Source organism: Mesorhizobium sp. B2-8-5 (genome assembly GCF_006440675.2).
Taxonomy (GTDB): domain Bacteria; phylum Pseudomonadota; class Alphaproteobacteria; order Rhizobiales; family Rhizobiaceae; genus Mesorhizobium.
Window position 1 is genome coordinate 3,222,963 of the sequence record NZ_CP083951.1, and the last position, 22,934, is coordinate 3,245,896.

The following is a 22,934-nucleotide window of genomic DNA, read 5'->3' on the forward strand; positions in this document are numbered from 1 at the left end:
GTCACATCGCCAAGGCGATCGGGCAGCTTGCGGGCGCGCGGATTGCAAGCGCTCAGCTGGGGATAGTTTTTTCGCGTGACGAAAAAGATCGCAATTCTGACACGTCGGCTGTTCTAGTGTGACGAATCCAATACGGTTCAATGATCGCCGGGAGAGCGGGATGCGGGTTTGGGCGTTGTGGGGTTCGATGATGCTGGCTTTCGCCGGTGTCGGGGTGGCGCATGCCGACGTGAAGATGAGCGGCACCTTCGTGGCCGACAGCACCTGCCCGGCGACGCAGGCCATCAAGAGTGGCAAGAACCCCGGCAATGTCTCGACCGAGGCCGGCAAGAGCTACGAGCTGCTTGCCGGCAACAAGGACGAGCCCACGCACTACCTCATCCAGGTGCCGGGTGCCGATCCCGAGCGGCGCTGGGTGAAGATCAGCTGCGGCCATGTCACCGGCGGCGGCGCATCGGTCACGCCGGCGCCTTCCGGCCAGACCAAGCCGTCATCGTCTGCCTCCGGGAAACCCGAATATGTCTTTGCGCTGAGCTGGCAGCCGGCTTTCTGCGAGACCAAGGCGAGCAAGCCCGAATGCAAGGCACAGAGCCCGGGCGAGTTCGATGCCTCGCATTTCACGCTGCATGGGCTGTGGCCGCAGCCGAACGGCAATTTCTATTGCCAGGTCTCGGCGAGCGACAAGGCCAATGACAATCCGTCGCATTGGGGAGACCTGCCACCGGTCGAGCTCGACGCAAAGACGCGTGCCGAGCTCGACCAGGTGATGCCGGGCACGGCTTCCAAGCTCGAGCGCCACGAATGGATCAAGCATGGTACTTGCTACGGCAAGAGCCAGCAGGACTATTTCTCCGACGCGCTCAACCTGATGCGGGCGGTGAACGCCTCGCCGGTGCGCGACCTCTTCAACAAGAACATCGGCAAGCAATTGACGTCGGACCAGATCCGCGGCGCCTTCAACGAAGCCTTCGGTCCCGGCGCAGGCGATCGCGTGCGCGTGTCCTGCCTGGTCGACCCGTCGAGCGGGCGGCGCCTGATCGGCGAGATCACGCTCGGCCTGTCCGGCCCGGTCGGTCCCGACAGCAAGCTCACCGATCTCTTGATGGCCTCCGCGCCGACAGCCAAGGCCGGTTGCCCGAAGGGCGCGGTCGACGCGATCGGATTCCAGTAGGCGGGAATTCCCGGGTCCAGGCCGATCGTGATTAGGCTGACCTTGGGGCCGCCTGCAGGATGATCGCCTCGCTGCCGGGCTCGCCGACCACGCGGTCGCGGCCGCTCAGCTTGGCCTTGTAGAGGCGCTGGTCGGCCAGCGCGAAGATGTCGGCGAGGCAGCGCGTCGTCTCGCCGACGGTGGAGACGCCGGCACTCACGGTGATGTTGAAGCGGTTGGTGTGCGCCGATGTCTTGGTGGCGTTCCTGATGGTCTCGCCGAGCAACCTGGCGGGCGCGTGCGAATGTTGCGTCAGCACGGCGAATTCCTCGCCCCCGATCCGGAACACCTGATCGTTGCCGCCGACGGTCTCGGCCAGCAGCACAGCCATCGATTTCAGCACCTTGTCGCCCTCGGCGTGACCGAAGCGGTCGTTGATCGACTTGAAATGGTCGACGTCGACGATGAGCAGGCTGAGCGGCTTGCCGATCCTGATGGCGGCCGACACGGCGGACTCGCCGTCGGCGTCGAAACTGCCCCGATGCAGCAGGCCGGTGAGGCCGTCGCGGCCGACATATTTGATCAGCGCTTCATAGCGCTCGCGATAGGTGAGCGTGTCGAAGATGTCGGAGAGGCCGCGCGGAACGGCGATGTCGCTGTCCTCGACGCATTTGAGATAGGCGACGAGCATGCCGCTATAGGCAAGTGCGGCACCCATCTTGGCCAACCAGCCGCCGAAGAAGACCTCGATCGACGCGCCGGCGACGAAATGCAGCGCGGTGAAGAAGCCGGCCTGATCGAAGGTGAGCACGCAGGCGACCGATGCGAGGATGCGCAAGAACGGCCTCGCGCGCAGATAGGCGCCGAGCTTCTCGTAGAGAGGATGATCAGGATGGCGTCGACGAACAGCAACGAGGTGCCCCACACCATCAGCCAGCCCATCTCGTCGATGAAGCCGATGTTGGGCATTCTGCCGTCGGAAAGCGGAGAAACGGCGTGCAGGCGCAGGATCAGCACTAGGCCGATCATCAAGGCGTTGCCCAGCAAAAGGCCGTAGATCGGCTGGCGGACCGTCGCGGCATCCTCCTTCATATAGAGCAGAAGCAGCATGACCAGCTTGCCGGAAAACAGCACGGCTGAACCTGGCGAGACCAGGCCAAAAGGCAGCGCGACATAGAAGACGCTGGCGAGATAGGTCTCGAGGAAATGCATGACGCCGAGCGCGCAGATGAACACGCCAAGGCCGATGCGGCGCCGGAAGCGGAAAAGCGTGACCATGGCGCCGAAATACAGAACCGCTTCGGCAAGGAGCAGGACACCGTTCAGCACGTCGTCGATCCGATCTTCCCCGAAACCGCGGCACGGCCGCGATTTCCCAACCTATTAGCGTTTTGAAGGCGAATGGTTAACCACTGATTTCACGCTATGGCTGGCGGCGGCGAAAAGCTGGGGGCGGAGTCGGGAGCGCAAACCGGCGAATGCGCACCGTTTGGCCGCCGGCGTGCCGAAAGCGATTGCCGTTCGTCGCTTCATCGCCTACATAGCGCGCAACCCCCATTCACCTTGACACTTCAGTTTCCAGGGAAAGCGCGCGTGGCTCGCCAGTTCATCTATCACATGTCAGGCCTGTCGAAGGCCTATGGCACCAAGAAGGTGCTCGATAACGTTCACCTGTCCTTCTATCCGGACGCCAAGATCGGCATTCTCGGCCCCAACGGCTCGGGCAAGTCGACGATCCTGCGCATCATGGCCGGGCTCGACAAGGAGTTCCAGGGCGAGGCGTGGCTGGCAGAGGGCGCAACCGTCGGCTATCTCCCTCAGGAGCCGCAACTCGATCCAAACAAGACCGTGATGGAAAACGTCATGGAAGGCGTCGCCAGGAAGACGGCCATCATCGAGCGCTACAACGAACTGATGATGAACTATTCCGACGAGACGGCCGATGAGTCGGCCAAGCTCCAGGACGAGATGGATCGCCTGAACCTGTGGGACCTCGAGCAGCAGGTCGAGATGGCGATGGACGCGCTGCAGTGCCCGCCAGGCGATTCCGAGGTGACGAACCTTTCAGGCGGCGAGCGCCGCCGCGTCGCGCTTTGCCAGCTTCTGTTGCGCCAGCCGGATCTGCTGCTGCTCGACGAACCGACCAACCATCTCGACGCCGAGACCACGGCGTGGCTGGAAAAGCACCTGCGCGATTATCCGGGCTCGGTGCTGATCATCACCCACGACCGCTACTTCCTGGACAACGTGACCGGCTGGATCCTCGAGCTCGATCGCGGCCGCGGCATTCCCTACGAGGGCAACTACACCAAATATCTCGATGCCAAGGCCAAGCGCCTGATCCAGGAAGGCCGCGAGGACGACGCCCGCCAAAAGTCGATCTGGCGCGAGCGCGAGTGGATCCAGTCCTCGCCCAAGGCGCGTCAGACCAAGTCCAAGGCGCGTATCAAGGCCTATGAGGAGTTGGTCGAGCAGTCGCAGAACCGCAAGCCGACCGACACGCAGATCGTCATTCCGTCGAGCGAGCGCCTGGGCAACGTCGTCATCGAGGTCGAAGGCCTCAACAAGGGCTTCGGCGACGAGCTTTTGATCGAGAACCTGTCGTTCAGGCTGCCGCCGGGCGGCATCGTCGGCGTCATCGGCCCGAACGGCGCCGGCAAGACGACGCTGTTCAAGACCTTCACCGGTCAGGAAAAGCCGGATGCGGGCACCGTGCGCATCGGCGAGACGGTCAAGCTCGGCTATGTCGACCAGAGCCGCGACGCGCTCGATGGCAGCAAAACCGTATGGGAAGAAATTTCCGGCGGCGCCGAAATCATCAAGCTCGGCAAGCACGAGATCAACAGCCGCGCCTATTGCTCGTCGTTCAACTTCCGTGGCGGCGACCAACAGCAGAAGGTCGGCAACCTGTCGGGCGGCCAGCGCAACCGCGTGCATCTGGCCAAGATGCTGAAAGGCGGCGGCAATGTTCTGCTGCTCGACGAGCCGACCAACGACCTCGATACCGAAACGCTGGGTGCGCTGGAAGACGCGCTGGAGGCCTATGCCGGTTGCGCCGTCATCATCAGCCACGATCGCATGTTCCTTGATCGTATGGCGACCCACATGCTGGCCTTCGAGGGCAACGCGCATGTCGAATGGTTCGAAGGCAATTTCGAGGAGTATGAGAAGGACAAGCTGCGCCGCCTGGGCGCCGAAGCGGCGGCCCCGCACCGCATGACGCACAAGCGGCTGACGCGGTAAGACATGGCGCTTTTCGATCGTCTTTCAGCCAAAGGATTTCAGGTCGAATTTCATTCGCATGCCGAGGCGATTCTTTCAGTCGACTTTCCTGATGCAGTGGCGGAATTGGAAGATGTGCTCCTTGCCGCATCGATCCCGATTGAGGAGATTATTGCTGGAGGCGGTGGCGAAACGAAGAACACCCAGCGGCTACGACGCGGATTGGCAGCCGCTGGTTGGCTGACGACGACCTTCACCATTGAAAAAGTGATCAATGGAATCGGCAAAGAAGCGATTTCTCACAAAATGGACCATGTTCGACGCCTCCCTCAGCGGAAAGGATCGGACGCGGTAGTAGCGCTCGAAATCGAATGGAACAACAAAGACCCATTTTTTGATCGAGACCTTGAGAATTTCAAACGGCTGCATGCCGAAGGGGCTATTTCTGTCGGCATGATAGTCACGCGCGGGAGATCACTGCATGACAATATGCTTGATCTGGTTCTGCGGTTTTTCGATGAGAGGCAAATACAATCGTTTGATGATTTACTGCGGTGGGGATACGATCCGACTGTGCGCCAACGTGCCGCAATAATGAAACGTATAGAACGCTCGAAGAATCCCGTGACTTTTAGGGAGGCGTTCGCGAACAAGTTTGTGGCCGATAAATTCGGCGAAGCCACCACTCATTGGCGAAAACTCGATGACCGCATTTCCCGAGGAGTGGGCAATCCTTGTCCCATCGTCACAATTGGACTGCCAGATTCGATCGTCAGTTTCGGAGAGGATCCTTCAACTCTTCAGCCGATAATCGATGCCGTCGGCGACGACGAATAATCAGCTATCATTCTGCAGGCTCTGTGGCCGAGTTGTAGGCATATGTCTTCCAAGTCGGCTTGTAGTCCTCGTCCGCTTGGTTGCCCCAATAGGTCCACTTCGGCCTAGTGCCGCGAGCAAAAAGCTCAAGATACGGCCCTTTCGAGCAGTTCTCAATCAATTCGTACTGCTCGTCGGGCTTCCGCGAATGCTCGCGCTTGCGCGATGAGAGATAATTGACCTGGCTGCGTCCGGGGGCCTCAGTGCGCGCGTTTTTTCCGCGCACGCCGAACAGCAATAGCTCCGTCACATTGCGGAAGTAGAAGCCGACACCACGACCATCGGAGCCGCCATCTTTGCGCACCTTGTGCCAAACGATGTTCGATTTGTATTCGAATCCCCAACTACGCATGACCTGTAGGCCATCCGGCAAAAGCGCGTTGGGGACCCAAAGATAGAGGTGCGCGGGTTGCAAAGTTAGCTCTGCCACTGGAAGGGCGCATATGTCGTCGGTTGTCATTGTCTCGTAGCGAGACAATCGACGATGCTCAGGAGCAACTTTTCCAGTGCGGTTTGTAAAACGCCATGGCGGATCGGCCAGCACGGTGTGAAAGCGCTTGCCGGCTGTCCTTTTTGCCAAATCGATGGCTGCGTTCATCGCTTCGGCGTTCACCGTGGCCCCCTTGGGAAATGCTATAGAACAAAAGAGGAACTTTTCCCTTCTGTCAAGACTGACACGATTCGTGTCGATATGTCTGGCACATTGTGCAGTTTTCGACATATGCGTATCCGGCCGACCTGCGGGGCAACAAAGAGGGTTCAACATGTCCAAGCCTGACTGGTCCGCCGCCCAATATCTCAAATTCGAGGATGAGCGCACGCGGCCCGCGCGGGATCTGGCGGCGCAAGTGCCGGTCGATTTTCCGCGCCGCGTCGTCGATATCGGCTGCGGGCCGGGCAACTCCACAGAGCTCCTGGTCGAGCGCTGGCCGGATGCTCATGTCAGCGGCTTCGACACCTCGCCCGACATGATCGAGAAGGCGCGGGCACGGCTGCCGAATGTCAATTTCGAGCTAGCGGACGCCGCCGGATGGCAGCCCGAGCATCCCGTCGACGTCATCTTCGCCAACGCCGTCTTCCAGTGGCTGCCGGAACATCCGGCGGTGTTCCAGCGGCTGATGGGGCTTCTGGCGCCGGGCGGCGCCCTGGCCGTCCAGATGCCGGACAATCTCGGCGAAGCCTCGCATCAGCTGATGCGCGAGACCGCGGCGGAAGTGCCGTTTGCGGCCAAGCTGAAGGGCGCCGCGCGCTCCCCGCTGCCACCGGTGTCCTTCTATTACGATCTTCTGTCGCCGCTCGCCGACCGTCTCGACATCTGGCACACCACCTACAATCATCCGCTGGCCGATGCCGAGGCAATCGTCGAATGGGTCAAGGCGACCGGCCTGAAGCCCTTCCTCGATCCGCTCGACGCGGATGAGAAGAAGCTGTTCCTCGACAGCTATACCGCCAAGATCGCCAAGGCCTATCCAAAGACGGCGAACGGCAAGGTGCTGCTGCGCTTCCCGCGCATCTTCATCGTCGCCAAACGCGCATAGGGCGTGTTGATATTCAGGTGATGCCGGCCTGCAAATGGCGGTTTCCTGCGCTTCCGGTGCTCACGTACTTCAAGTACGCTCCGCTCCGGTTCTCGGAAGCCACCATTTTCGACTCGGCCTGACCTGAATCTCAACACTCCTCGCTCGCCCTACTCCTTGACCGGTTTGCGCCGTCATGCGCATTTCATCGATGTGGACCTGGTCCTTCGTCCACGGGGTAGGGGTAAGCGATGACACTGGGCAAGATGACGCTCGCAACCAGCGTGTGCGTGGCTGCGGTGGTTCTTCTTTCAACGGCCGCCGAGGCTAAGCCGGCACGCTGCTTCACCACGGATGACGGCTATTATCCCTGCAACTACAAGGCTTTGGACGGCGAGGGCAGCTTCCGCGTCTCGGCGCCAGGCTATCCCACGATCACGCTTGAAATCGACCAGCCGGGCTTTGCCTTCGGCTATGCCAGGTTCGGCAGCCGCAACCGATCGCTGCCGGGGCAGTTCGTGCGCAGCCGCGACGACGGCGCCTGCTGGAACAATCCGCAGACCAACACCAAAGTCTGCGCCTGGTGAACGCCCTCACGGATTTGTGGGGTCACGAGTTTAAGCTGGCATAAACCGGCCAAATGCGACAAGGGTTGCGCCGGGCCATTTCCGCGCCCACATCAAAGCCGCAAGGCCCGTGCCATTTGTTTCAACGCAATTCCGGACGGAAAACCGGTTCCCACTTTTCCTGGAATTGCTCTAGACGGATTGGACATGCATCGCGTCATCATCAGCGGCATCGGCGCCGAAATCCCTGAACCCGTCATCACCAATGAAGAGCTGGTCGAAAGCTTCAACAACTGGGTCGACACCGAGAATGTGCGCCGCGCCGACACCGGCGAGCCGCTTTTGCAGAAATCGGACAGCGACTTCATCGTCCACGCATCGGGCGTGAGGAGCCGCCATGTCGTCGAGCGCGAGGGCATCCTCGATCCGACTCGCATGTCGCCGCGCATTCCGGCACGGCCGGACGACGCGCTGTCATTGGAGGCGGAGTTCGGCATCGCCTCGGCCAGGAAGGCGCTTGCCCATGCCGGGGTCGACGGATCGGACATCGATCTGGTGATCTGCTCGGCCTCGCATCACCAGCGGCCCTATCCGGCCATCGCCATCGAGATGCAGGAGGCGCTTGGCACCAAGGGCGCTGGCTTCGATATGGGGCTTGGCTGCTCTTCCGCCGCGGCGGCGCTGCATGTCGCCGTCAACCTGGTGAGGGCGGGGGCGCACAAGCGCATCCTGGTGTCGACGCCCGAGATCATCACCGGCCATCTCAACTTCCGCGACCGACAGACGCATTTCATCTTCGGCGACGCCTCGGTCGCCATGGTCGTCGAGGGACTGGCGCAGGGCGAAAAGCGGCCCGGGCGTTTCGAGGTGCTCGACACACGCACCTGGACGCAGATGTCGAACAACATCCGCACCAATCTCGGCTACCACACGCGTACGGCCCAGGACGATCCCTACATGATCAACCTGGAAGGCAACCTGATCAAGCAGGTCGGCAACAAGGTGTTCAAGGAAGTCACCGTCGCCGGCCAGAAATTCATCGTCGAATTCCTGGCCGAGCACGGGCTGACGCCGGAAGGCATCCGCCGCTTCTGGCTGCACCAGGCCAATGCGCGCATGAATGCGATGATCCTGAAATTGTCCTTCGGCCACGACGTCGACCATGATCGCGCGCCGATGGTGCTTGAGCGGCTTGGCAACACCGCCGGCGCCGGCGCCATCGTGGCGCTGTCGGAGAACCATGCCGACATGAAGGCCGGCGATTTCGGACTGATCTGCGCCTTCGGCGCCGGCTATTCGATCGGCGGCGCGTTGCTGCGCATGCTTTGAGGATGTGTTGAAATTCAGATCAGGCCGAGTCGAAAACATCGGGTTTCGAGAACCGGAGCGGAGCGTACTTAAAGTACGTGAGCACCGGAAGCGCAGGAACCCGTTGTTTGCAGACCGGGCTCATCTGAATGTCAGCACATCCTTCAGGCCGGCGCGAACGGTACCAGCATCGGCACGCGCCTGGCGTAATCGTCATAGGCCGGGCCGAGCTCGCCGCGCAGGAAGCTCTCTTCCAGCCTCGCCTTGACGACGACGCCGACGAGCAACAGGGCGGCGCCGGCAATGCCCCAGACCGTGCCCTTGACCGCCATGGTGGCGAGGACGGACAGCAGCAGTCCGGTGTAGATCGGATGGCGGACCAGGCCATAGGGGCCGGTATCGACGATGCGATGATCGGCCTTGGCGGTGACGTTGGCCGACCACAACCGGCCGAGATGCAGCCGCGCCCACCAGGCGAAGGCGATGCCGATGGCGATCAGGGTAACGCAGATCCAGGCTCCGGCGAGCGTCGGCGTCCAGAGCCGAAGCCGGCCGACATAGCCGTGCGCCGGCACGAACAGCAGGACGGTACCGGCCAGCCAAAGGACCCGGTAGCGTGCCTCCGACTTGAGATCCGCGCGCTTTTGCGCGGGGTCGGCCCAGGAGGCGGCAAGAAGCCAGGAAACCAGCCAGAACAGCCAGAGTGCGGCGACAGCTTGTCCAACCTGCATGATCGAACCTTCCCGATTGCGTGCGTGACCGTCCATGCAGCCGTCGCGGCAGCATCGCGGCTTGCGGCGACTGGCGAAAGGGATTTGCGGTAAGAAAATCGTGATCACCATCAAGCGGCGTGATCGGATCATCAGCGCTTTCGACTGGACCGCATTCTTCGGCACCATTAGACCAGCGGCATGCAGGAAACGAACCTGGAACTTTTTCCCGTAGCGGAACCGGCGGTCGACATCGTGCCGGGCCGCAAGCTGACGGCAAAGGCAGCGGCGCTCTATGCCGCGCCGCACGATCATTTCGAAACGAGGGCGGTCGAGGTGTTGCGGCTCGGCTTCGACGGTATCGCGGGCGACTTCCATGGCGGAACGACGCGGCGTTCCGGCGGACGCGAGCCCTGGTACCCGCGCGGCACCGAGATGCGCAACGAGCGGCAATTGTCGCTCGTCGCGGCGGACGAGCTTGCCATCGTCGCCCAGCGCATGGGGCTCGATGAGATCAAGCCGGAGTGGATCGGCGCCAACCTCCTGGTCGAAGGCGTGCCGCAGCTTTCGATGCTGCCGGCCGGCTCGTTGCTGTTCTTCAAGGGCGGGGTGACGCTCAAGGTCGACGGGCAGAACAAGCCCTGCCGCGTTGCCGGACAGTCGATCGCCGAGCATGTCGGCGCCGCCGATCACAATGCCACCGCGCTGCTCTTTCCCAAGGAGGCGAAACGGCTGCGCGGCCTTGTCGCCTGGGTCGAGAAGCCGGGCGTCATAAGAGCTGGCGAAGAGATTTCCATCCGGGTGCCCGAGCAGTGGATCTATCAGGCCTGAACAAAGAGGCCGCGCCGCTCTCGCGGCGCGGCGTTCCCGGTTAGGCCGCTTTGCGGTTCTTGTTGGCGCCCTGCGCCATCACCGAGACATGGTCCCACTTTTCCCAGGTGGCGATGCGGTTGGCATATTCCTGCCTGATCATCGGCAGGCCGCCGTCACCGAAGAAGACCCTGAGCGGCGGCTCGGCGGCATCGACGATCGCCAGCATCGCCGGGCCGGTCGCCTGCGGATCGCCGGCCGCGGAACGGCTGCGGCGCTCGGCCATCGCCGCGCGAACCGGCTCATAGACATCCAGCGGCTTGGAGACCTTGGCCGACGGCCCCGCCCAATCCGTCGAGAAACCGCCTGGCTCAACCAGGGTCACATGGATGCCGAACTCCGCGACTTCGAGGCTGAGCGACTGGCTGAAGGCTTCCAGCGCCCATTTCGAGGCGTGGTAAAGGCCGATCGAGGCGAAGGCGTTGACGCCGCCGATCGAGGATATCTGGATGATGTGGCCGGAGCGCTGCGCCCGCATGATGGGCAGCGCGGCTTGCGTCACCCAAAGCGCGCCGAAGACGTTGGTCTCGATCTGGTCGCGGGCTTCCTGCTCGGTGACTTCCTCGATGGCGCCGAAATGGCCGTAGCCTGCATTGTTGATGACGACGTCGAGCCGGCCGAAACGCTTGTGCGCTTCGGAAATCGCGGCGTCGACCGCTTGTTTGTCGGTGACGTCGAGCTCAATGGCGGCGACGTTGCCGCCATATTTCTCGACGAGACCGGCAAGCGTGCCGGCATCGCGGGCGGTGGCGGCGACGTGGTCGCCACGGGCGAGCGCGGCCTCGGCCCAGACGCGGCCAAAACCCTTCGACGATCCGGTGATGAACCAAACCTTATCAGTCATGATCTGTGATCCTTGCCCCTGGAGCCGTGCGGCGCCTCTCAGGATCGCCGAGCCACTCCAAGTCGTTGTTTTTGTGTAATTCCGGGCGGAAACCGCTACGCGCTTTCCTGGAATTGCTGTGGTGACGGTGTATTCCGGATGCAAACGGAGGATGCTCCGTTTGCTGCATGTACGGCGCCTTGGGCGTTTTTCCAGAGGCGCTGCCGGATTTATTTGGCGGCAGGGTCAGGGATAGAGCACGATCAGACGTCCGGTGATCGTGCCGACCTCACTCGTCCTCGTCGTCTTCCTCGAGCAGCCGCGTTGCCCGCCAGCGGGTCAGCACCATATTGGTCTGCTCGATGACGAAGAAGCGCGCCGAATCCCGATCATAGCCTTCGGCCAGAAGCTTTTCGTAATCGGTGTGGACATGGCGGATATGGGCGATGGCGGCCAGCCACACCGCGATCGTCGGCGGCAAGCTTTTCATATGCACCGAACCGGCGTCGGCGCGGATCTTTTCCATGTCGGCGTAAGGGGCGAGCGGCAACAGTGCGGTCAGCGCCTTGGCAATCGCGCGGCGGCGGCCGGTGGGGGCGCTCATTTCTCGTCGCGCCCGGCGATGGTCGCCTCGGGGAACGCATCGGTCGAGGCGTAGTAGGGCTTGATGTCGATGACCGGCGTGCCGTCGAGCACATCGATGGCGTCGATCTCGATCCGGCCGGCCTCGATGTCGAAAGCGACGAGCTTCGCCACATGCAGGCCGACAGGGTTCGGCCGGGCAGGGGAACGCAGCGAGAAAACGCCTTTCGGTTCAGCCGCATGGCGCGGTTTTTGCACAATCAGATTCCGCGGCGCGTGATGGAGCCAGGACAGGATGACGATGTGGCTGGCGCGTTCCAGGTTTTGCAGCCCCGGGCGATAGGGCTCGTCGATCAGGATTGTCGCGGGCCGCCTGGTTTCGCGGGCGGCGCGCATGTTCTTCGGGCACTCCTCGCGGACCGCCCAGGGCGAGACAATGCGGCCGATGAAGACGACATGACCGTCCGGCCGCAGCTCCGCCGGGTCGGCTGCAAGAAGTGTTTCGCCTTGGCGCGTCTCAAACATCCTGTTCATCCCGCGGAAGAACCGCTTGCCCGGCGCGAATCGCGGCTGCGCCATTTTCTTGTCCGGAAGCGACATAGCGCTTGCCAGGGTTTCAAAATCGACATAAACATATCTTTATATCTTTCAACGAGAACCCGCTCATGCATGTCTCGCTCGACACAATGGTAGATACATTGAAGGCGGCGGCCGAATCCAGCCGGCTGCGCATCCTGGTGCTGCTTTCGCGCGGCGATCTTACCGTCTCCGACCTCACGGAGATCCTTGGACAGTCGCAGCCGCGGGTCTCGCGTCATCTGAAGCTGCTGCTCGATGCCGGGCTGATCGGCCGCTACCAGGAAGGGTCCTGGGCCTTCTTCAGGCTGACCGATACGGATAATTCGCGCGATTTCGTACAGCGTCTGGTCTCGGCCATAAGAGAGGCCGATCCGCAGGTGGTGCGCGATCTCGAGCGTTTGGCCGCGGTGAAGCGCAAAAGGCAGGACCGGGCTGCCGAATATTTCTCCGAGAATGCCGCGAGCTGGGATCACATCCGCTCGCTGCATGTGCCGGATCGGGCGGTGGAAGCGGCGCTCATCAAGCTTGTCGGCAAGCGGCCGTTCCAGTCGATGCTCGATCTCGGCACCGGCACCGGCCGGCTGCTCGAAATCTTCGCGCCGCTCTACCGGCGCGGCGTCGGCATCGACATGTCGCGCGAGATGCTGACCGTGGCGCGCGCCAATCTCGACAAGGCCGGTATCGCCAATGCACAGGTGCGCCAGGGCGATATCTTCTCGCCGCCGGTCGAGCGCAACGCCTTCGACCTCGTCACCATCCACCAGGTGCTGCACTATCTCGACGATCCGGCCCGCGCGATCGCCGAAGCGGCGAGGCTGCTGCGGCCATCGGGCCGACTGATCGTCGTCGACTTCGCGCCACACGCGCTTGAATTCCTGCGCGACCAGCACGCTCACATGCGGCTCGGCTTTTCCGACCGGCAGATTTCGGAATGGTTCGGGGAGGCCGGCCTCGACCTCGAGGACAGCCAGGAATTCGAGCCGCGTGGCGGCAACGAGGCAAGGCTCACCGTCAAGCTCTGGCTCGGCCGCGACCGCCGGCTGCTGATCGCCGATCCATCCAACGATTCCTTGCCAGTGAGGGAAACAGCCTGATGAACCAGTTCCGCTTTTCCCGCCGTCCCGACATCGGCGACAAGGTCCGGGTTTCGTTCGAATTCTTTCCGCCGAAAACCGACGAGATGGAAGCGAGGCTCTGGGACACGGTCACAAGGCTGGAGCCGCTCAAGCCGAAATTCGTCTCGGTGACCTATGGCGCCGGCGGCTCGACCCGCTCGCGCACGGCGCGCACGGTCAAGCGCATCCTCAACGAGACGTCGCTGACGCCCGCGGCGCATATGACCTGCGTCGATGCCGCCCGCGATCAGGTCGACACGGTCATCCGCGAGTTCGCCGACATGGGCGTCAAACGCTTCGTGGCGCTGCGCGGCGATCCGGCGGCAGGTGTGGGGACAAGCTACCGTCCGCATCCCGACGGCTACGCCAATGGCGCCGAACTGGTCGGGGCGCTGAAGAGCGTCGGCGATTTCGACATCTCGGTCTCCGCCTATCCGGAAAAGCATCCGGAAAGCCCGGATTTCGCCACCGACATCGACATGCTGAAGCGCAAGGCCGACAATGGCGCGACGCGGGCGATCACCCAGTTCTTCTTCGACAATGACCTTTACGAGCGCTATGTCGAGCGGGCGCGGCGCGCCGGCATCTACATCCCGATCGTGCCGGGCATCCTGCCGGTGCACAATTTCACCCAGGTCGCCAATTTCTCATCGCGCTGCGGGGCGCTGGTGCCGGCCTGGCTGGCCGAGCGTTTCGAGGGGCTGGAGAACGATCCGCAGACGCATGCGCTGGTGGCTTCGGCCGTGGCGGCCGAGCAGGTGCTCGACCTTGTCGAGCGTGGCGTCGGCGACTTCCATTTCTACACGATGAACCGCGCCGATCTCGTCTTTGCCGTCTGCCACATGATCGGCATCCGCTCGCATGAGGCGGAGGCGGCCGGTTCGGCCGCGGCTTGAGCCCGGCGGAAACGGAAAAGGCCGGGTAGAACCCGGCCTTTTCGAACTGTTTGGACTATTCTCGGTGCTGGTCTTCCCGGCTTTGGCGGGTCAGGGAAGAACGCCTATGATAAGGGCACCGATGAATGCGAATGCGGCACAAATCATCAAAGCGTTGATCGGCCTCGTCAGTCCCATGTCATAGCCTCCTCTTCAGAGCTATGGCAGGAGTCTAGGGTCATTTGTGCCACAGGCAAGCGGAAAACGTGCTGCAATGCGACATGATTGTGGAATTTGCGACCGGGGATTTGCCATTAGCCGTTGAAACTCTTCGGCAAAAGCCGGCTCAGGGGTTGTGAATAAATTGTGGCGGCGGTGTGGCATGACACCGCTACCATTTGCCGAACAATCGCCCATCGATGGTGATGAGGCCGAGGCCGATCAGCGTCATGCCACCGACCTCGAATAGCGCCAGCCGCTCGCCGAGGAACAGGAAGCCGAGCAGCACCGCGCTGACCGGCACGATCAACGTCACCAGCGAGGCATTGGTGGCGCCGGCCGAAGCGACGAGGTTGAAATAGAGGATATAGGCGAAGGCGGTGGACAGCAGGGCCAGTCCCAGCACCGCGGCCCAGACCGGTGGCGAGGCCGAGAACAATCCCGCCGGACCATAGGCGATCAGCACGATGGGGATCATGATGATGGTGGATGCGGTCAGCTGCCCGGTGGCGATGACCGGCGAAGGCACGCCCTTGAAGCGGCGCGCGATCATCAGGGCGACGGCGTAGGAGAGCGACGCGCCGATCAATGCGAACTTGGCCCAGACCGGTCCGCCAAGCCCGGCAAGCAGGCCAGGTCCGATCATCACCGCGGTGCCGGCGACACCGAGCGCGATGCCGGCCAGCTTGTTCCAGGACAGCTTCTCGTCGGTGGTGAGCGCATTGGCCAGGATCAGCGTCCAGAACGGCGTCGTCGCATTGAGCACCGAGGCGATGCCGGCGCCGAGCTGCGTCTGGCCGGCGAAAATCAGCGAGAACGGCACGACATTGTTGGTGAGCGCCAGCAGGAAGAACAGGCCGGCATGCGGGAAGGCGAGCCGGAACGAAGGGCCACGGACCGCCAGATAGAGCTGAAGCGCTGCCGCGGCGATGGCGACGCGGAACAGCACCAGCGCCAGTGGGTGGATTTCCGACACTGCGATGCGGGCAAAGAAGAACGAGCCGCCCCAGATCGCGCCGAGCAGGAGAAGCTGCGCCCAATCCTTGAGCGCCATCGGTCCGCGCGTCGGCGCGGCGCCGGCCGTAATCGACATGTCGTGTTCCTCCCCGGAGCCAATCGCAATCTCAGCCCGTCAGACATCTCAACAACCGTTATCGGGTTCGGCGGCAAGAGCCACCCGAAACCTGACCGGTGGTTTAGCGTTGGCAAAAAGTGCGGCCGGCCGCGCGGTATGGCGAGACACAGAACTGTTTTCTTTGGCAGCTAGCTAGGATTAATTGTGCGCGCTCCAGACCTGAGGATTCGTCCATGCAGCGATTCGAAAATGCCCGTGAGGCGGCACTGGCGCTTCGTCCGGACGACCCGGTCTACTGTTTCCGCCCGCAGGTGCTGAAGGCGGATGCCTTGCAGTTCATGGGGATGTTCCCCGGCAAGACCGCCTATGCGGTGAAGACCAATGGCGAGCAGATCGTGCTGAAGACATTGGTCGAGGCCGGCGTCAGCACTTTCGACGTCGCTTCGCCGGGCGAGTTCGCCGCCGTGCGCGCGGTCTCGGCGGATGCCGAGATGCTCTACATGCATCCGGTCAAGGCGCAGTCGGACATCAAGCTGGCGCTGGAGAAATACGGCATCCGGGTGATCTCGCTCGACCATGAAGACGAGATCACCAAACTGACGCGCGTTGTGCGGGCGCTCGATATCGACCCGGGCGCCATCACCGTCTTCGTGCGCATCCAGACCAAGGGCCATGCGGCTTACGAATTGTCGAAGAAATTCGGCGCCGGGCCGGCCAACGCGGTCGAGCTTGCCGAGCGGCTGAACCGCACCGGCTACAAGGTGGGGCTCTGCTTCCATGTCGGCAGCCAGATCGAGGATCCCGATACCTATGAGCGGGCGCTCGCCTCGGCCGACTGGGTGCGCAACCGCTTGACCTTCGACATCGCCGGGCTCGATGTGGGCGGCGGCTTCCCCGCCGAATACGGCCACGATCCCAATCGCAAGCAGGTCGAGATGCCGTCGCTCGGCCAACTGATGTCGCGGCTTGCCGGCGATCTGAAAGAGTATCAGTTCGACCAGATGCCCTTGGTGGCCGAGCCCGGCCGCGTGATCGTGGCGCGCTGCCTGTCGCTGATCGTGCGGGTGCTGTTGCGCAAGGGCAAGCGTCTCTACATCAATGATGGCATCTGGGCCTCGCTGTCGGATTCATGGACCGGCAAGATCACCCTGCCGGCGCGCTTCATCCCCGATCCGGCGATCCGCACGCGCAACGGCGCGGAAAAAAACATCGTGCCGTTCAAGGTCTGCGGCGCGACCTGCGATTCCGTCGACATTCTGTCGCGACCATTCTGGCTGCCGGAAACGGTCGACACCGGCGACTGGATCGAGATCGGCCATATCGGCGCTTACTCGCTGTCGCTCAGGACGCGTTTCAATGGGTTCTATCCCGATACTTTCGTCGAGGTGACGACGCCATTCGACGAGGGCGACGCGCCGCAAGGCTTTGCCAGCCTGGAGACGATGGCGGATTGATGAATGGGGAATAGTGAGTAGTGAATAGTGAGTAGTGAGTAGTAATTCGGATTGACCTCACTCATATATGGGTAATTTTCCTACTATTCACTATTCACTATTCACTATTCACTATTCACTATTCACTATTCACTATTCACTATTCACTATTCACTATTCACTATTCACTATTCACTATTCACTATTCACTATTCACTATTCACTATTCACTATTCTCACAATTTCGCCAGCAATTCCGGCGTCGGCCAGCCATCGACCGGCAAACCGAGCCGCGTCTGCTCCTTGCGGACAGCTTCGCGCGTGTTGGTGCCCAGGATGCCGTCGACCGTGCCTACGTCGTATCCCTTTGCCTCGAGCTTGGTCTGCAGCGCCTTCATCTGGTCGCCGCTCAGACCTTGCTCGGGCGTGCGCGGGTCGAACTGCGGCGCGCCGGCAAGGCGCGTGGCAAGCACGGCCGCGGTCAGGGCGTAGGTGAAGGACTGGTTCCATTCCAGGTAGACGTCGAAATTGTCGTAGGCCAGGAAGGCAGGCCCCTTGCGGCCCATAGGCAACGCCAGGCCGGCTTTCAGTCCGTTGTCGACGAGCGGCGTGCCGTTCGGGTTGGTCACGCCCCATTGCGCCCATTGCGACAGCGGCAGCTTGTTGGTGCGGCCAGTCTGATCCCAGGGCATGTCGTCGGGGACGCGCACTTCCTGGATCCAGGGCTGGTCGCGCTTCCAGCCGCGCGACATGACCTTGTTGGCGGTCGTCATGATGACGTCCGGCACGCTGCCCCTGAGATCGATCTTGCCGTCGCCATCGCCATCGACGCCCTCGGCCAGGTAGTCGGTCGGCAGGATCTGCGTCTGGCCGATCTCGCCGGCCCAGGCGCCCTTGACGTCAGCCGGCAGCACGCCGCGGTCGATAAGCGTCAGCAGCGGCACCAATTGCTGCCGGAAAAGCTGCGGGCGGCGGCAGTCATGCGAGAGCGTCACCAGCGCATTCAGCGTATGGAAGTCGCCCTGTACGGCGCCGAAGTCGGTCTCCAGCCCCCAGAAGGCGGCGATGATGGCCGGCTGGACGCCGAACTCCTTGTCGGCGCGGCCGAAGACCTCGGCATATTTCTTCAGATTGGCCGCGCCCTGCTTCAGGCGGTAGGCCGAAATCATGCGGTTGGAGAATTCGGTGAAAGTCTGGGTGAAGACGCCTTGGGCGCGGTCGCGCGCCAGCGCCCGCTCGTCGATGGTGGCGTCCTCCAGCGCGTCGAGGCCGACGGCGCCGACGCCAGCGGCCTTGGCTTCGGCCGCCACGCCCTGCTTCCAGGTCTCGAAATCGCCGCCGCATTCCTGCGCCGCCGCGGGCAGTGCAAGCGCGCCGACAAAGAGCGCCGCCAGGATTTCAACGCGCAATCGCATCGCTTTCCTCTCGAGACCGGCGCATGGCCCCATCGTGACCCCGGACGGGATCGGACAGGCGCATGCGAGGATTTCAAAGCCCAGGAGCCGCGCCAGGCACTCGCGTGAGTACGCCGCTCCGGATTACCAGCGGTTGCATGTTTCGCCGCCCGCCGTGTCGAAAAGCAGGCGGGGCAGCCGATGTCAACGGGTGTTCTGCCGCAACCACTTCTTCCAGGCGGCTTCCGAGCCGTTGAAGACGTTGATGTCGGATTTGCCGGTCATGCCGGGTACGATGCCGGTTCCGGTGTACTGCCAGAAGGTGAAGGGGTGGCTGCCGTATTTCTCGCGCGGATGGCCTGCGACCGAGCGCAGCCAGTAGGGATAGCCGCGGAAGGTCGCCAGTTGGTTGTCGTCGAAGAAGTCGAGCGAGGTGTAGATGATCGGCTTCTTGCCGTAATGGCGCTCGACCATTTGCAGGAAGACGGTCATTTCGCTGCGCACGGTGGCCGGATCGGGGCGCAGCCTGCAGGTCGGCGATTTCGGGTTCCATTCCATGTCGAGCACCGGCGGCATCGCCGACGGGTCCCTTGGGACATTGGCGATGAACCAGCGCGCCTGGGTTTCGGCCGGCGTGCAGAAATAGAAGAAATGATAGGCCGCGCGCGGAACTCCGGCCGCCCTGGTACGCGCCCAGTGCTCGTTGAAATAGTCGTCGAAACGATCGCCGCCCTCTGTCGCCTTGATGAAGGCGAAGGAGATGCCGCTGGCCCTGGCTGTCGGCCAGTCGACTGAGGTCTGGTATTTGGAGACATCCGTGCCGTGGATGGCGTAATTCCACGGCGCGCCGCTGTCCCATTCATGCGGCTTTGAATCCTCGAATTTGGGCGCGCGCACGGCCACCGTCTGCGTAGACGGCGACAATGGCGAAAGATCGTCCACCGTGGAGCAAGCGCCCAGCAGCGTAAGCATCAGGATGGCCGCAAGACGGCGCATGGCATTTCCCAAGCCGGGTTCAGCCGGCCGCTGATGGGTCCTTCACTGGTGGTGGTCGCTTGCGCAAGCCCCTTCCGGATTGTCGCCCCACGAGACTATCCGGCTCCTCCGTTGATCGCCGAACATGGTTGATAATCCATTGACGGCGCTCGACAACACCGATGATTTTGCGGAATCAATGGCGGCAAATCGATGACATAAATCGAGCCGAAGACTCCAAAGGGCGGAAATGATGCGGGCTGTCGTGAAGTTCATCAAATGGCTGCTTGGCCTTGTGATCCTGGCCGTGGTCGCGCTCGTTGCCTGGCTTTATTTCGCGCCGCCGGAACTCATCCGTGTCGGTTCCGGCTATTCGGCCAAGATCGTGTGCTCGAACGTGTTCATCGCCGGCCGCGACGCCAAGCAGGTGCTGGCTGTCGACGTGCAGGCGCCGGGCCATCCGCTGCTCAAGCTGATGAAGGTCTCCGTCGACAAGGAGAGGGGGCTGGTTTCGGCCGGCCTGTTCTGGGTTCTGGGCAAGAGCGTCGCGGTCGAGCGCGACGGCGTCGGCTGCGCGTCGCTTCCCGATGGTGACACCGGCAAGGCAAGGCAGACGTCGCTGCGCGCCGCGGCCTCCACGCCGGCGCAGCCGGACGCGCTTTGGCCCGATGGCGAGCGCGTGGACGCTTCCCAGAATCCGGACGTGGCGAAGATCGTCGACGATGCCGCCATGGCAGGCACGGGTATGCGGGCGATCGTTGTGGTGAAAAACGGGCGCGTCGTCGCCGAGCGTTATGGCGAGGGCTTTTCGACCAAGACGCCGCTGCTCGGCTGGTCGATGACCAAGACGGTGAATGCCGCGATCGTCGGCACGCTGGTCAAGGACGGCAAGATGGCCATCGACAACAAGGGCCTGTTCGCGCCGTGGAAGGCCGATGGGCGAGCCGCCATCAGCCTTGCCGACATGATGGCGATGTCGAGCGGGCTCGAATTCAACGAGGATTATGGCGACGTCGCCGACGTGACGCGCATGCTCTATCTCGAGCCGGACATGGCAGGCTTCGCCGAGGCCAAGCCGCTGAGCGGCGAGGTCGGCAAGGTGTTTTCCTATTCGAGCGGCACTGCGGTGATGCTGTCGCGCCTGTGGCAGGACGCGGTCGGCGACAAGGCCAAGGCGCTGGCCTGGCCGCGCACGGCGCTATTCGAGCCGCTCGGCATGCACAGCGCGGTGCTCGAGACCGACGAGCAGGGGACTTTCGTGGGCTCGTCCTATCTTTACGCGACGGCGCATGACTGGGCGCGATTCGGCCAGTTCCTGCTGCAAGGGGGCGTCTGGAACGGAAACCAGATCCTGCCCCCCGGTTTCGTCGACTGGATGCGCGAGCCCGCGCCGGCTTCAAAGGTATACGGCAAAGGCCAGGTCTGGATCGAAGGCCCGGGCGATGAGGAAAATCCCGGCGCAGGCGTCGCTGCAGGCCTGCCCAAGGACACCTATTGGATGGAGGGCCATGACGGCCAGACGGTGGCGATCATTCCGTCGGAGCAACTGGTGGTGGTGCGGCTCGGGCTGACCCCGGGCAAGCTGAACTACCGGCCGCAGACTATGGTGGCGGCGCTGGTGAAGGCGCTGCATTAGTAGCGCTTGCTATTTCGAAAGTCCGATCGCGCTGAGATATGCATAGCCGCGATAAAGCGTTCTGAAACGGAAGGTTGCGCCGGTGCGCTGCGATTCCGATTCAAGCACGTCGCGCAGCGAGGCGCGCGGCGTGACATGGAATTTCCGCAGCCAGCCGCGCAGCAACGCCCTGAACCAGCGTGGCAGGCCTTCCTGCTGGCCGAAATCGACGATGTGGAGCGAGCCGCCGGGCGCGAGCGCGGTGAGGGCAGCCGATACGGTCTTCTCCCAGCCGGGGATCATCGACAGCGAATAGGAGACGAAGACCCGGTCGAAATGCTCGATGCCGAAGAGAGCCTTGGCGTCGAAATCGGTGGCGTCGCCGCGTGCGAGGTTGACCTTGTCCGTGAGACCTTCGCGAGCGATGGTCGCGTTCGCAGTCTCCAGCATCTCGGTCGAGATATCCAAACCGAAGAAGCGGGCGTCTGGGTAGCGGCGGGCAGCGAGAACGATGTTGCGGCCGGTGCCGCAGCCGAGCTCCAGCACGGTGCCGCCTTGCGGCGCCTCCAGCCCATCGATCAGCCGGTCGCGGCCGAGCAGGTAGTATTTGCGGGTCAGGTCGTAGATGTGGCGCTGCCAGCGGTAGACGCCGTCCATCAGTTCGGCATGGCTGGCAGGCAGCTCCGTCGTGCTCATGCGGCGCGCTTCACATAGAGGTGGAAGCCGCCATAGATCGCCGAGCGGTCTTTTGCGGAGAATTCGCGCGAGGCATCGCTCTCGTAGGTCCACTGGTCGAGCAGCGAACTGGAGACGCGGCCGGGCAGCAGGCTGGGCTCGGCCGCGGTGCGGAAGATGACGCGGGCACCGGCCGAAGCCGTGCGGGTGATTTCGGTCCACAGCGCATTGAGCTGGTCGTCGGTCATCCAGTCCTGCGCGTCGAGCAACACGAAGCGGTCGACGCTGCCAGCGTCCTTGGCACCAAGGAATTTGATCAGGTTGGCGTGGTGGATGGCGACGCGGTCGATGTTGTCGCGGATCGTCTTGTAGTTGCTCTGTTCCAGATAGGCGGGCAGCGCCGCCTCCCCGGGTTGCGGATAGCGTCGGGCAAAGGCCTGCCAGGCAAAATAGTTGTTCTTGAGCGGGAAGTCGCAGGCGAGCTTTTCCAGGCGCGCCTTGAGCACGCTCGCCATCGAACCGTCGCCAGACGTGATCAGCGAATCGTACTGGGCCGGCGGGATGCCGAGGCCGAACAGCGAGGCTTTCCGCGACGTCGCCCAGCGCAACAGCTTCTTGTCGAAAACGGGCGCCAGCTCCTCGTTGAAGAAACGGCGCTGCTCGCCGATGTTCTCGGCCTTCATGATGCCGGCCGGGTCGACACCGAACAGCTTTCCGACGCGATGGCCCATGGCGATGAAAAGGCCGAGCAGGCCGGTCTGGTAGAAGTTGCGGTCGAAGACGGAGATGCGGCGGCGACCGCGCCAGCTGCGGCGCTCCCAGTAGTGGCGGCTGACCGCATCGAGATGCGGCGCGATGAAGCGATCATAGGCGTCGGAATTGTGGCTGGTGCCGGCGGCGCCGAAGAAGCGGAAGAGATCGCCCTGCGACGGCAGGTGGCGCACCGCTTCCAGCTTCATGCGGTTCAGCGCGATGTGCGCGGCATTGAGATCGACGGCATCGATCCTGGCCGGCGAGCGGGTCAGGTAGGCCAGGATGTTGCAGCCGCCCGAGGCGATTGTGACGATGCGGTGGCCCGCGCCGAGCTGCATGGCCTCCATGTCGACATCCGGGTCTTCCCAGATCTGCGGATAGACGAGGCCGGAGAACAGAAAGGCGAACAACCGCTCGGAAATGCCGTCCTTCGACAACGCGCGGTTCTGGTAGACGGCCTTTCCGACTTCCTTGCCTCGGCGATAAACGAGTTCTCCGGAAACATCCGACATGGCAAGGTGATTCCCCATTTGCGTTGGCGCAAGCGGGTAGCGCAGCGGCATGACAGGCAGGTGACAGCCTGTTGACGGCAAGTTGACGTT

General features: G+C 62.8%; 22 protein-coding genes and 1 pseudogene. 12 read left to right on the forward strand and 11 right to left on the reverse strand.

All coding sequences use genetic code 11. The features are described from left to right. Positions 1-160: 160 nt before the first annotated feature. A complete protein-coding gene (locus tag FJ430_RS15580; RefSeq protein ID WP_140706418.1) occupies positions 161-1,171 on the forward strand; it encodes a ribonuclease T2 family protein in 1,011 nt (336 codons plus the stop codon). A gap of 31 nt (positions 1,172-1,202) precedes the next feature. Here the strand turns inward: FJ430_RS15580 and FJ430_RS15585 are convergent. Beyond that, a pseudogene (locus tag FJ430_RS15585) lies at positions 1,203-2,428 on the reverse strand (diguanylate cyclase). Between FJ430_RS15585 and FJ430_RS15590 the strand changes: the two are divergent. The 3 genes from FJ430_RS15590 (at position 2,357) to FJ430_RS15600 (ending at position 5,209) form a co-directional block, all read left to right on the forward strand. Further along, positions 2,357-2,545: a hypothetical protein gene (locus tag FJ430_RS15590; protein WP_181175462.1), complete on the forward strand. Its 189-nt coding sequence runs from the start codon at positions 2,357-2,359 to the stop codon at positions 2,543-2,545. The pseudogene FJ430_RS15585 and the gene FJ430_RS15590 overlap by 72 nt on opposite strands. A 198-nt stretch (positions 2,546-2,743) precedes the next feature. Then, complete coding sequence (gene ettA, locus FJ430_RS15595; protein ID WP_140647586.1) at positions 2,744-4,393, forward strand: energy-dependent translational throttle protein EttA; 1,650 nt, start codon at positions 2,744-2,746, stop codon at positions 4,391-4,393. Positions 4,394-4,396: 3 nt separating this feature from the next. Further along, positions 4,397-5,209, forward strand: a complete 813-nt coding sequence (locus FJ430_RS15600; protein ID WP_140706416.1) for a BglII/BstYI family type II restriction endonuclease — start codon at positions 4,397-4,399, stop codon at positions 5,207-5,209. Positions 5,210-5,216: 7 nt separating this feature from the next. Here the strand turns inward: FJ430_RS15600 and FJ430_RS15605 are convergent, their stop codons facing one another. After that, entirely contained in the window at positions 5,217-5,861 is a 645-nt protein-coding gene (locus tag FJ430_RS15605) for an MT-A70 family methyltransferase (RefSeq protein WP_226892206.1), read from the reverse strand. 151 nt (positions 5,862-6,012) lie between these two features. Here FJ430_RS15605 and tam point away from each other — a divergent pair, with 151 nt between their 5' ends. The 3 genes from tam to FJ430_RS15620 all read left to right on the forward strand — a co-directional run bounded on the left by tam (position 6,013) and on the right by FJ430_RS15620 (position 8,660). Then, a complete protein-coding gene (gene tam, locus FJ430_RS15610; protein WP_140706414.1) occupies positions 6,013-6,786 on the forward strand; it encodes a trans-aconitate 2-methyltransferase in 774 nt (257 codons plus the stop codon). A 230-nt stretch (positions 6,787-7,016) separates the two neighbouring features. Beyond that, complete coding sequence (locus FJ430_RS15615; protein WP_140657495.1) at positions 7,017-7,352, forward strand: hypothetical protein; 336 nt, start codon at positions 7,017-7,019, stop codon at positions 7,350-7,352. Between the two features lie 186 nt (positions 7,353-7,538). Next, positions 7,539-8,660, forward strand: a complete 1,122-nt coding sequence (locus FJ430_RS15620; RefSeq protein ID WP_140706412.1) for a beta-ketoacyl-ACP synthase III — start codon at positions 7,539-7,541, stop codon at positions 8,658-8,660. 143 nt (positions 8,661-8,803) lie between these two features. Here the strand turns inward: FJ430_RS15620 and FJ430_RS15625 are convergent, their stop codons facing one another. Next, positions 8,804-9,370, reverse strand: coding sequence for a methyltransferase family protein (locus tag FJ430_RS15625; RefSeq protein ID WP_140706410.1), 567 nt, complete (start codon positions 9,368-9,370; stop codon positions 8,804-8,806). A 180-nt stretch (positions 9,371-9,550) separates the two neighbouring features. Between FJ430_RS15625 and FJ430_RS15630 the strand changes: the two genes are divergently transcribed. After that, positions 9,551-10,180, forward strand: coding sequence for an MOSC domain-containing protein (locus FJ430_RS15630; RefSeq protein WP_140706408.1), 630 nt, complete (start codon positions 9,551-9,553; stop codon positions 10,178-10,180). 40 nt (positions 10,181-10,220) lie between these two features. Here FJ430_RS15630 and FJ430_RS15635 read toward each other — a convergent pair whose 3' ends face one another. The 3 genes from FJ430_RS15635 to tsaA form a co-directional block, all read right to left on the reverse strand. Continuing rightward, positions 10,221-11,063, reverse strand: coding sequence for an SDR family oxidoreductase (locus tag FJ430_RS15635; RefSeq protein ID WP_140706406.1), 843 nt, complete (start codon positions 11,061-11,063; stop codon positions 10,221-10,223). Between the two features lie 268 nt (positions 11,064-11,331). Continuing rightward, positions 11,332-11,646: a DUF2293 domain-containing protein gene (locus FJ430_RS15640; RefSeq protein WP_140647578.1), complete on the reverse strand. Its 315-nt coding sequence runs from the start codon at positions 11,644-11,646 to the stop codon at positions 11,332-11,334. Further along, positions 11,643-12,149, reverse strand: coding sequence for a tRNA (N6-threonylcarbamoyladenosine(37)-N6)-methyltransferase TrmO (gene tsaA / locus FJ430_RS15645; RefSeq protein WP_140647577.1), 507 nt, complete (start codon positions 12,147-12,149; stop codon positions 11,643-11,645). The genes FJ430_RS15640 and tsaA overlap by 4 nt, the downstream gene beginning before the upstream one ends. Before the next feature lie 140 nt (positions 12,150-12,289). On the opposite strand from tsaA, the gene FJ430_RS15650 reads away from it, so the two are divergent. Next, on the forward strand, positions 12,290-13,297 hold the full coding sequence (locus tag FJ430_RS15650) for an ArsR/SmtB family transcription factor (RefSeq protein ID WP_140647576.1): 1,008 nt from the start codon (positions 12,290-12,292) through the stop codon (positions 13,295-13,297). Beyond that, entirely contained in the window at positions 13,297-14,214 is a 918-nt protein-coding gene (gene metF, locus FJ430_RS15655) for a methylenetetrahydrofolate reductase [NAD(P)H] (protein ID WP_140706404.1), read from the forward strand. The genes FJ430_RS15650 and metF overlap by 1 nt, the downstream gene beginning before the upstream one ends. A gap of 370 nt (positions 14,215-14,584) precedes the next feature. Here metF and FJ430_RS15660 read toward each other — a convergent pair whose 3' ends face one another. After that, positions 14,585-15,505 carry a DMT family transporter gene (locus FJ430_RS15660; protein WP_140706402.1) on the reverse strand — a complete coding sequence of 307 codons (921 nt, stop codon included), beginning with the start codon at positions 15,503-15,505 and terminating at the stop codon, positions 14,585-14,587. A gap of 215 nt (positions 15,506-15,720) precedes the next feature. Between FJ430_RS15660 and FJ430_RS15665 the strand changes: the two genes are divergently transcribed. Next, positions 15,721-16,941, forward strand: coding sequence for an alanine racemase (locus FJ430_RS15665; protein WP_140657476.1), 1,221 nt, complete (start codon positions 15,721-15,723; stop codon positions 16,939-16,941). A gap of 215 nt (positions 16,942-17,156) precedes the next feature. Here the strand turns inward: FJ430_RS15665 and FJ430_RS15670 are convergent, their stop codons facing one another. Next, positions 17,157-18,335, reverse strand: coding sequence for a lytic murein transglycosylase (locus tag FJ430_RS15670; RefSeq protein WP_140705980.1), 1,179 nt, complete (start codon positions 18,333-18,335; stop codon positions 17,157-17,159). A 183-nt stretch (positions 18,336-18,518) separates the two neighbouring features. Next, the gene (locus FJ430_RS15675; protein ID WP_140705978.1) at positions 18,519-19,310 is read right to left on the reverse strand and encodes a GH25 family lysozyme; all 792 of its coding nucleotides are present in this window, start codon (positions 19,308-19,310) and stop codon (positions 18,519-18,521) included. A 232-nt stretch (positions 19,311-19,542) separates the two neighbouring features. Here FJ430_RS15675 and FJ430_RS15680 point away from each other — a divergent pair, with 232 nt between their 5' ends. Then, on the forward strand, positions 19,543-20,925 hold the full coding sequence (locus tag FJ430_RS15680) for a serine hydrolase domain-containing protein (protein ID WP_140705976.1): 1,383 nt from the start codon (positions 19,543-19,545) through the stop codon (positions 20,923-20,925). A gap of 9 nt (positions 20,926-20,934) precedes the next feature. Here the strand turns inward: FJ430_RS15680 and FJ430_RS15685 are convergent, their stop codons facing one another. Then, complete coding sequence (locus FJ430_RS15685) at positions 20,935-21,600, reverse strand: class I SAM-dependent methyltransferase (RefSeq protein ID WP_140705974.1); 666 nt, start codon at positions 21,598-21,600, stop codon at positions 20,935-20,937. Beyond that, positions 21,597-22,895 (reverse strand): DUF3419 family protein, encoded by a 1,299-nt coding sequence (locus FJ430_RS15690; protein ID WP_140705972.1) that lies wholly within the window; start codon positions 22,893-22,895, stop codon positions 21,597-21,599. Before FJ430_RS15690 ends, FJ430_RS15685 begins: the two co-directional genes overlap by 4 nt. Between the last annotated feature and the right edge of the window lie 39 nt (positions 22,896-22,934).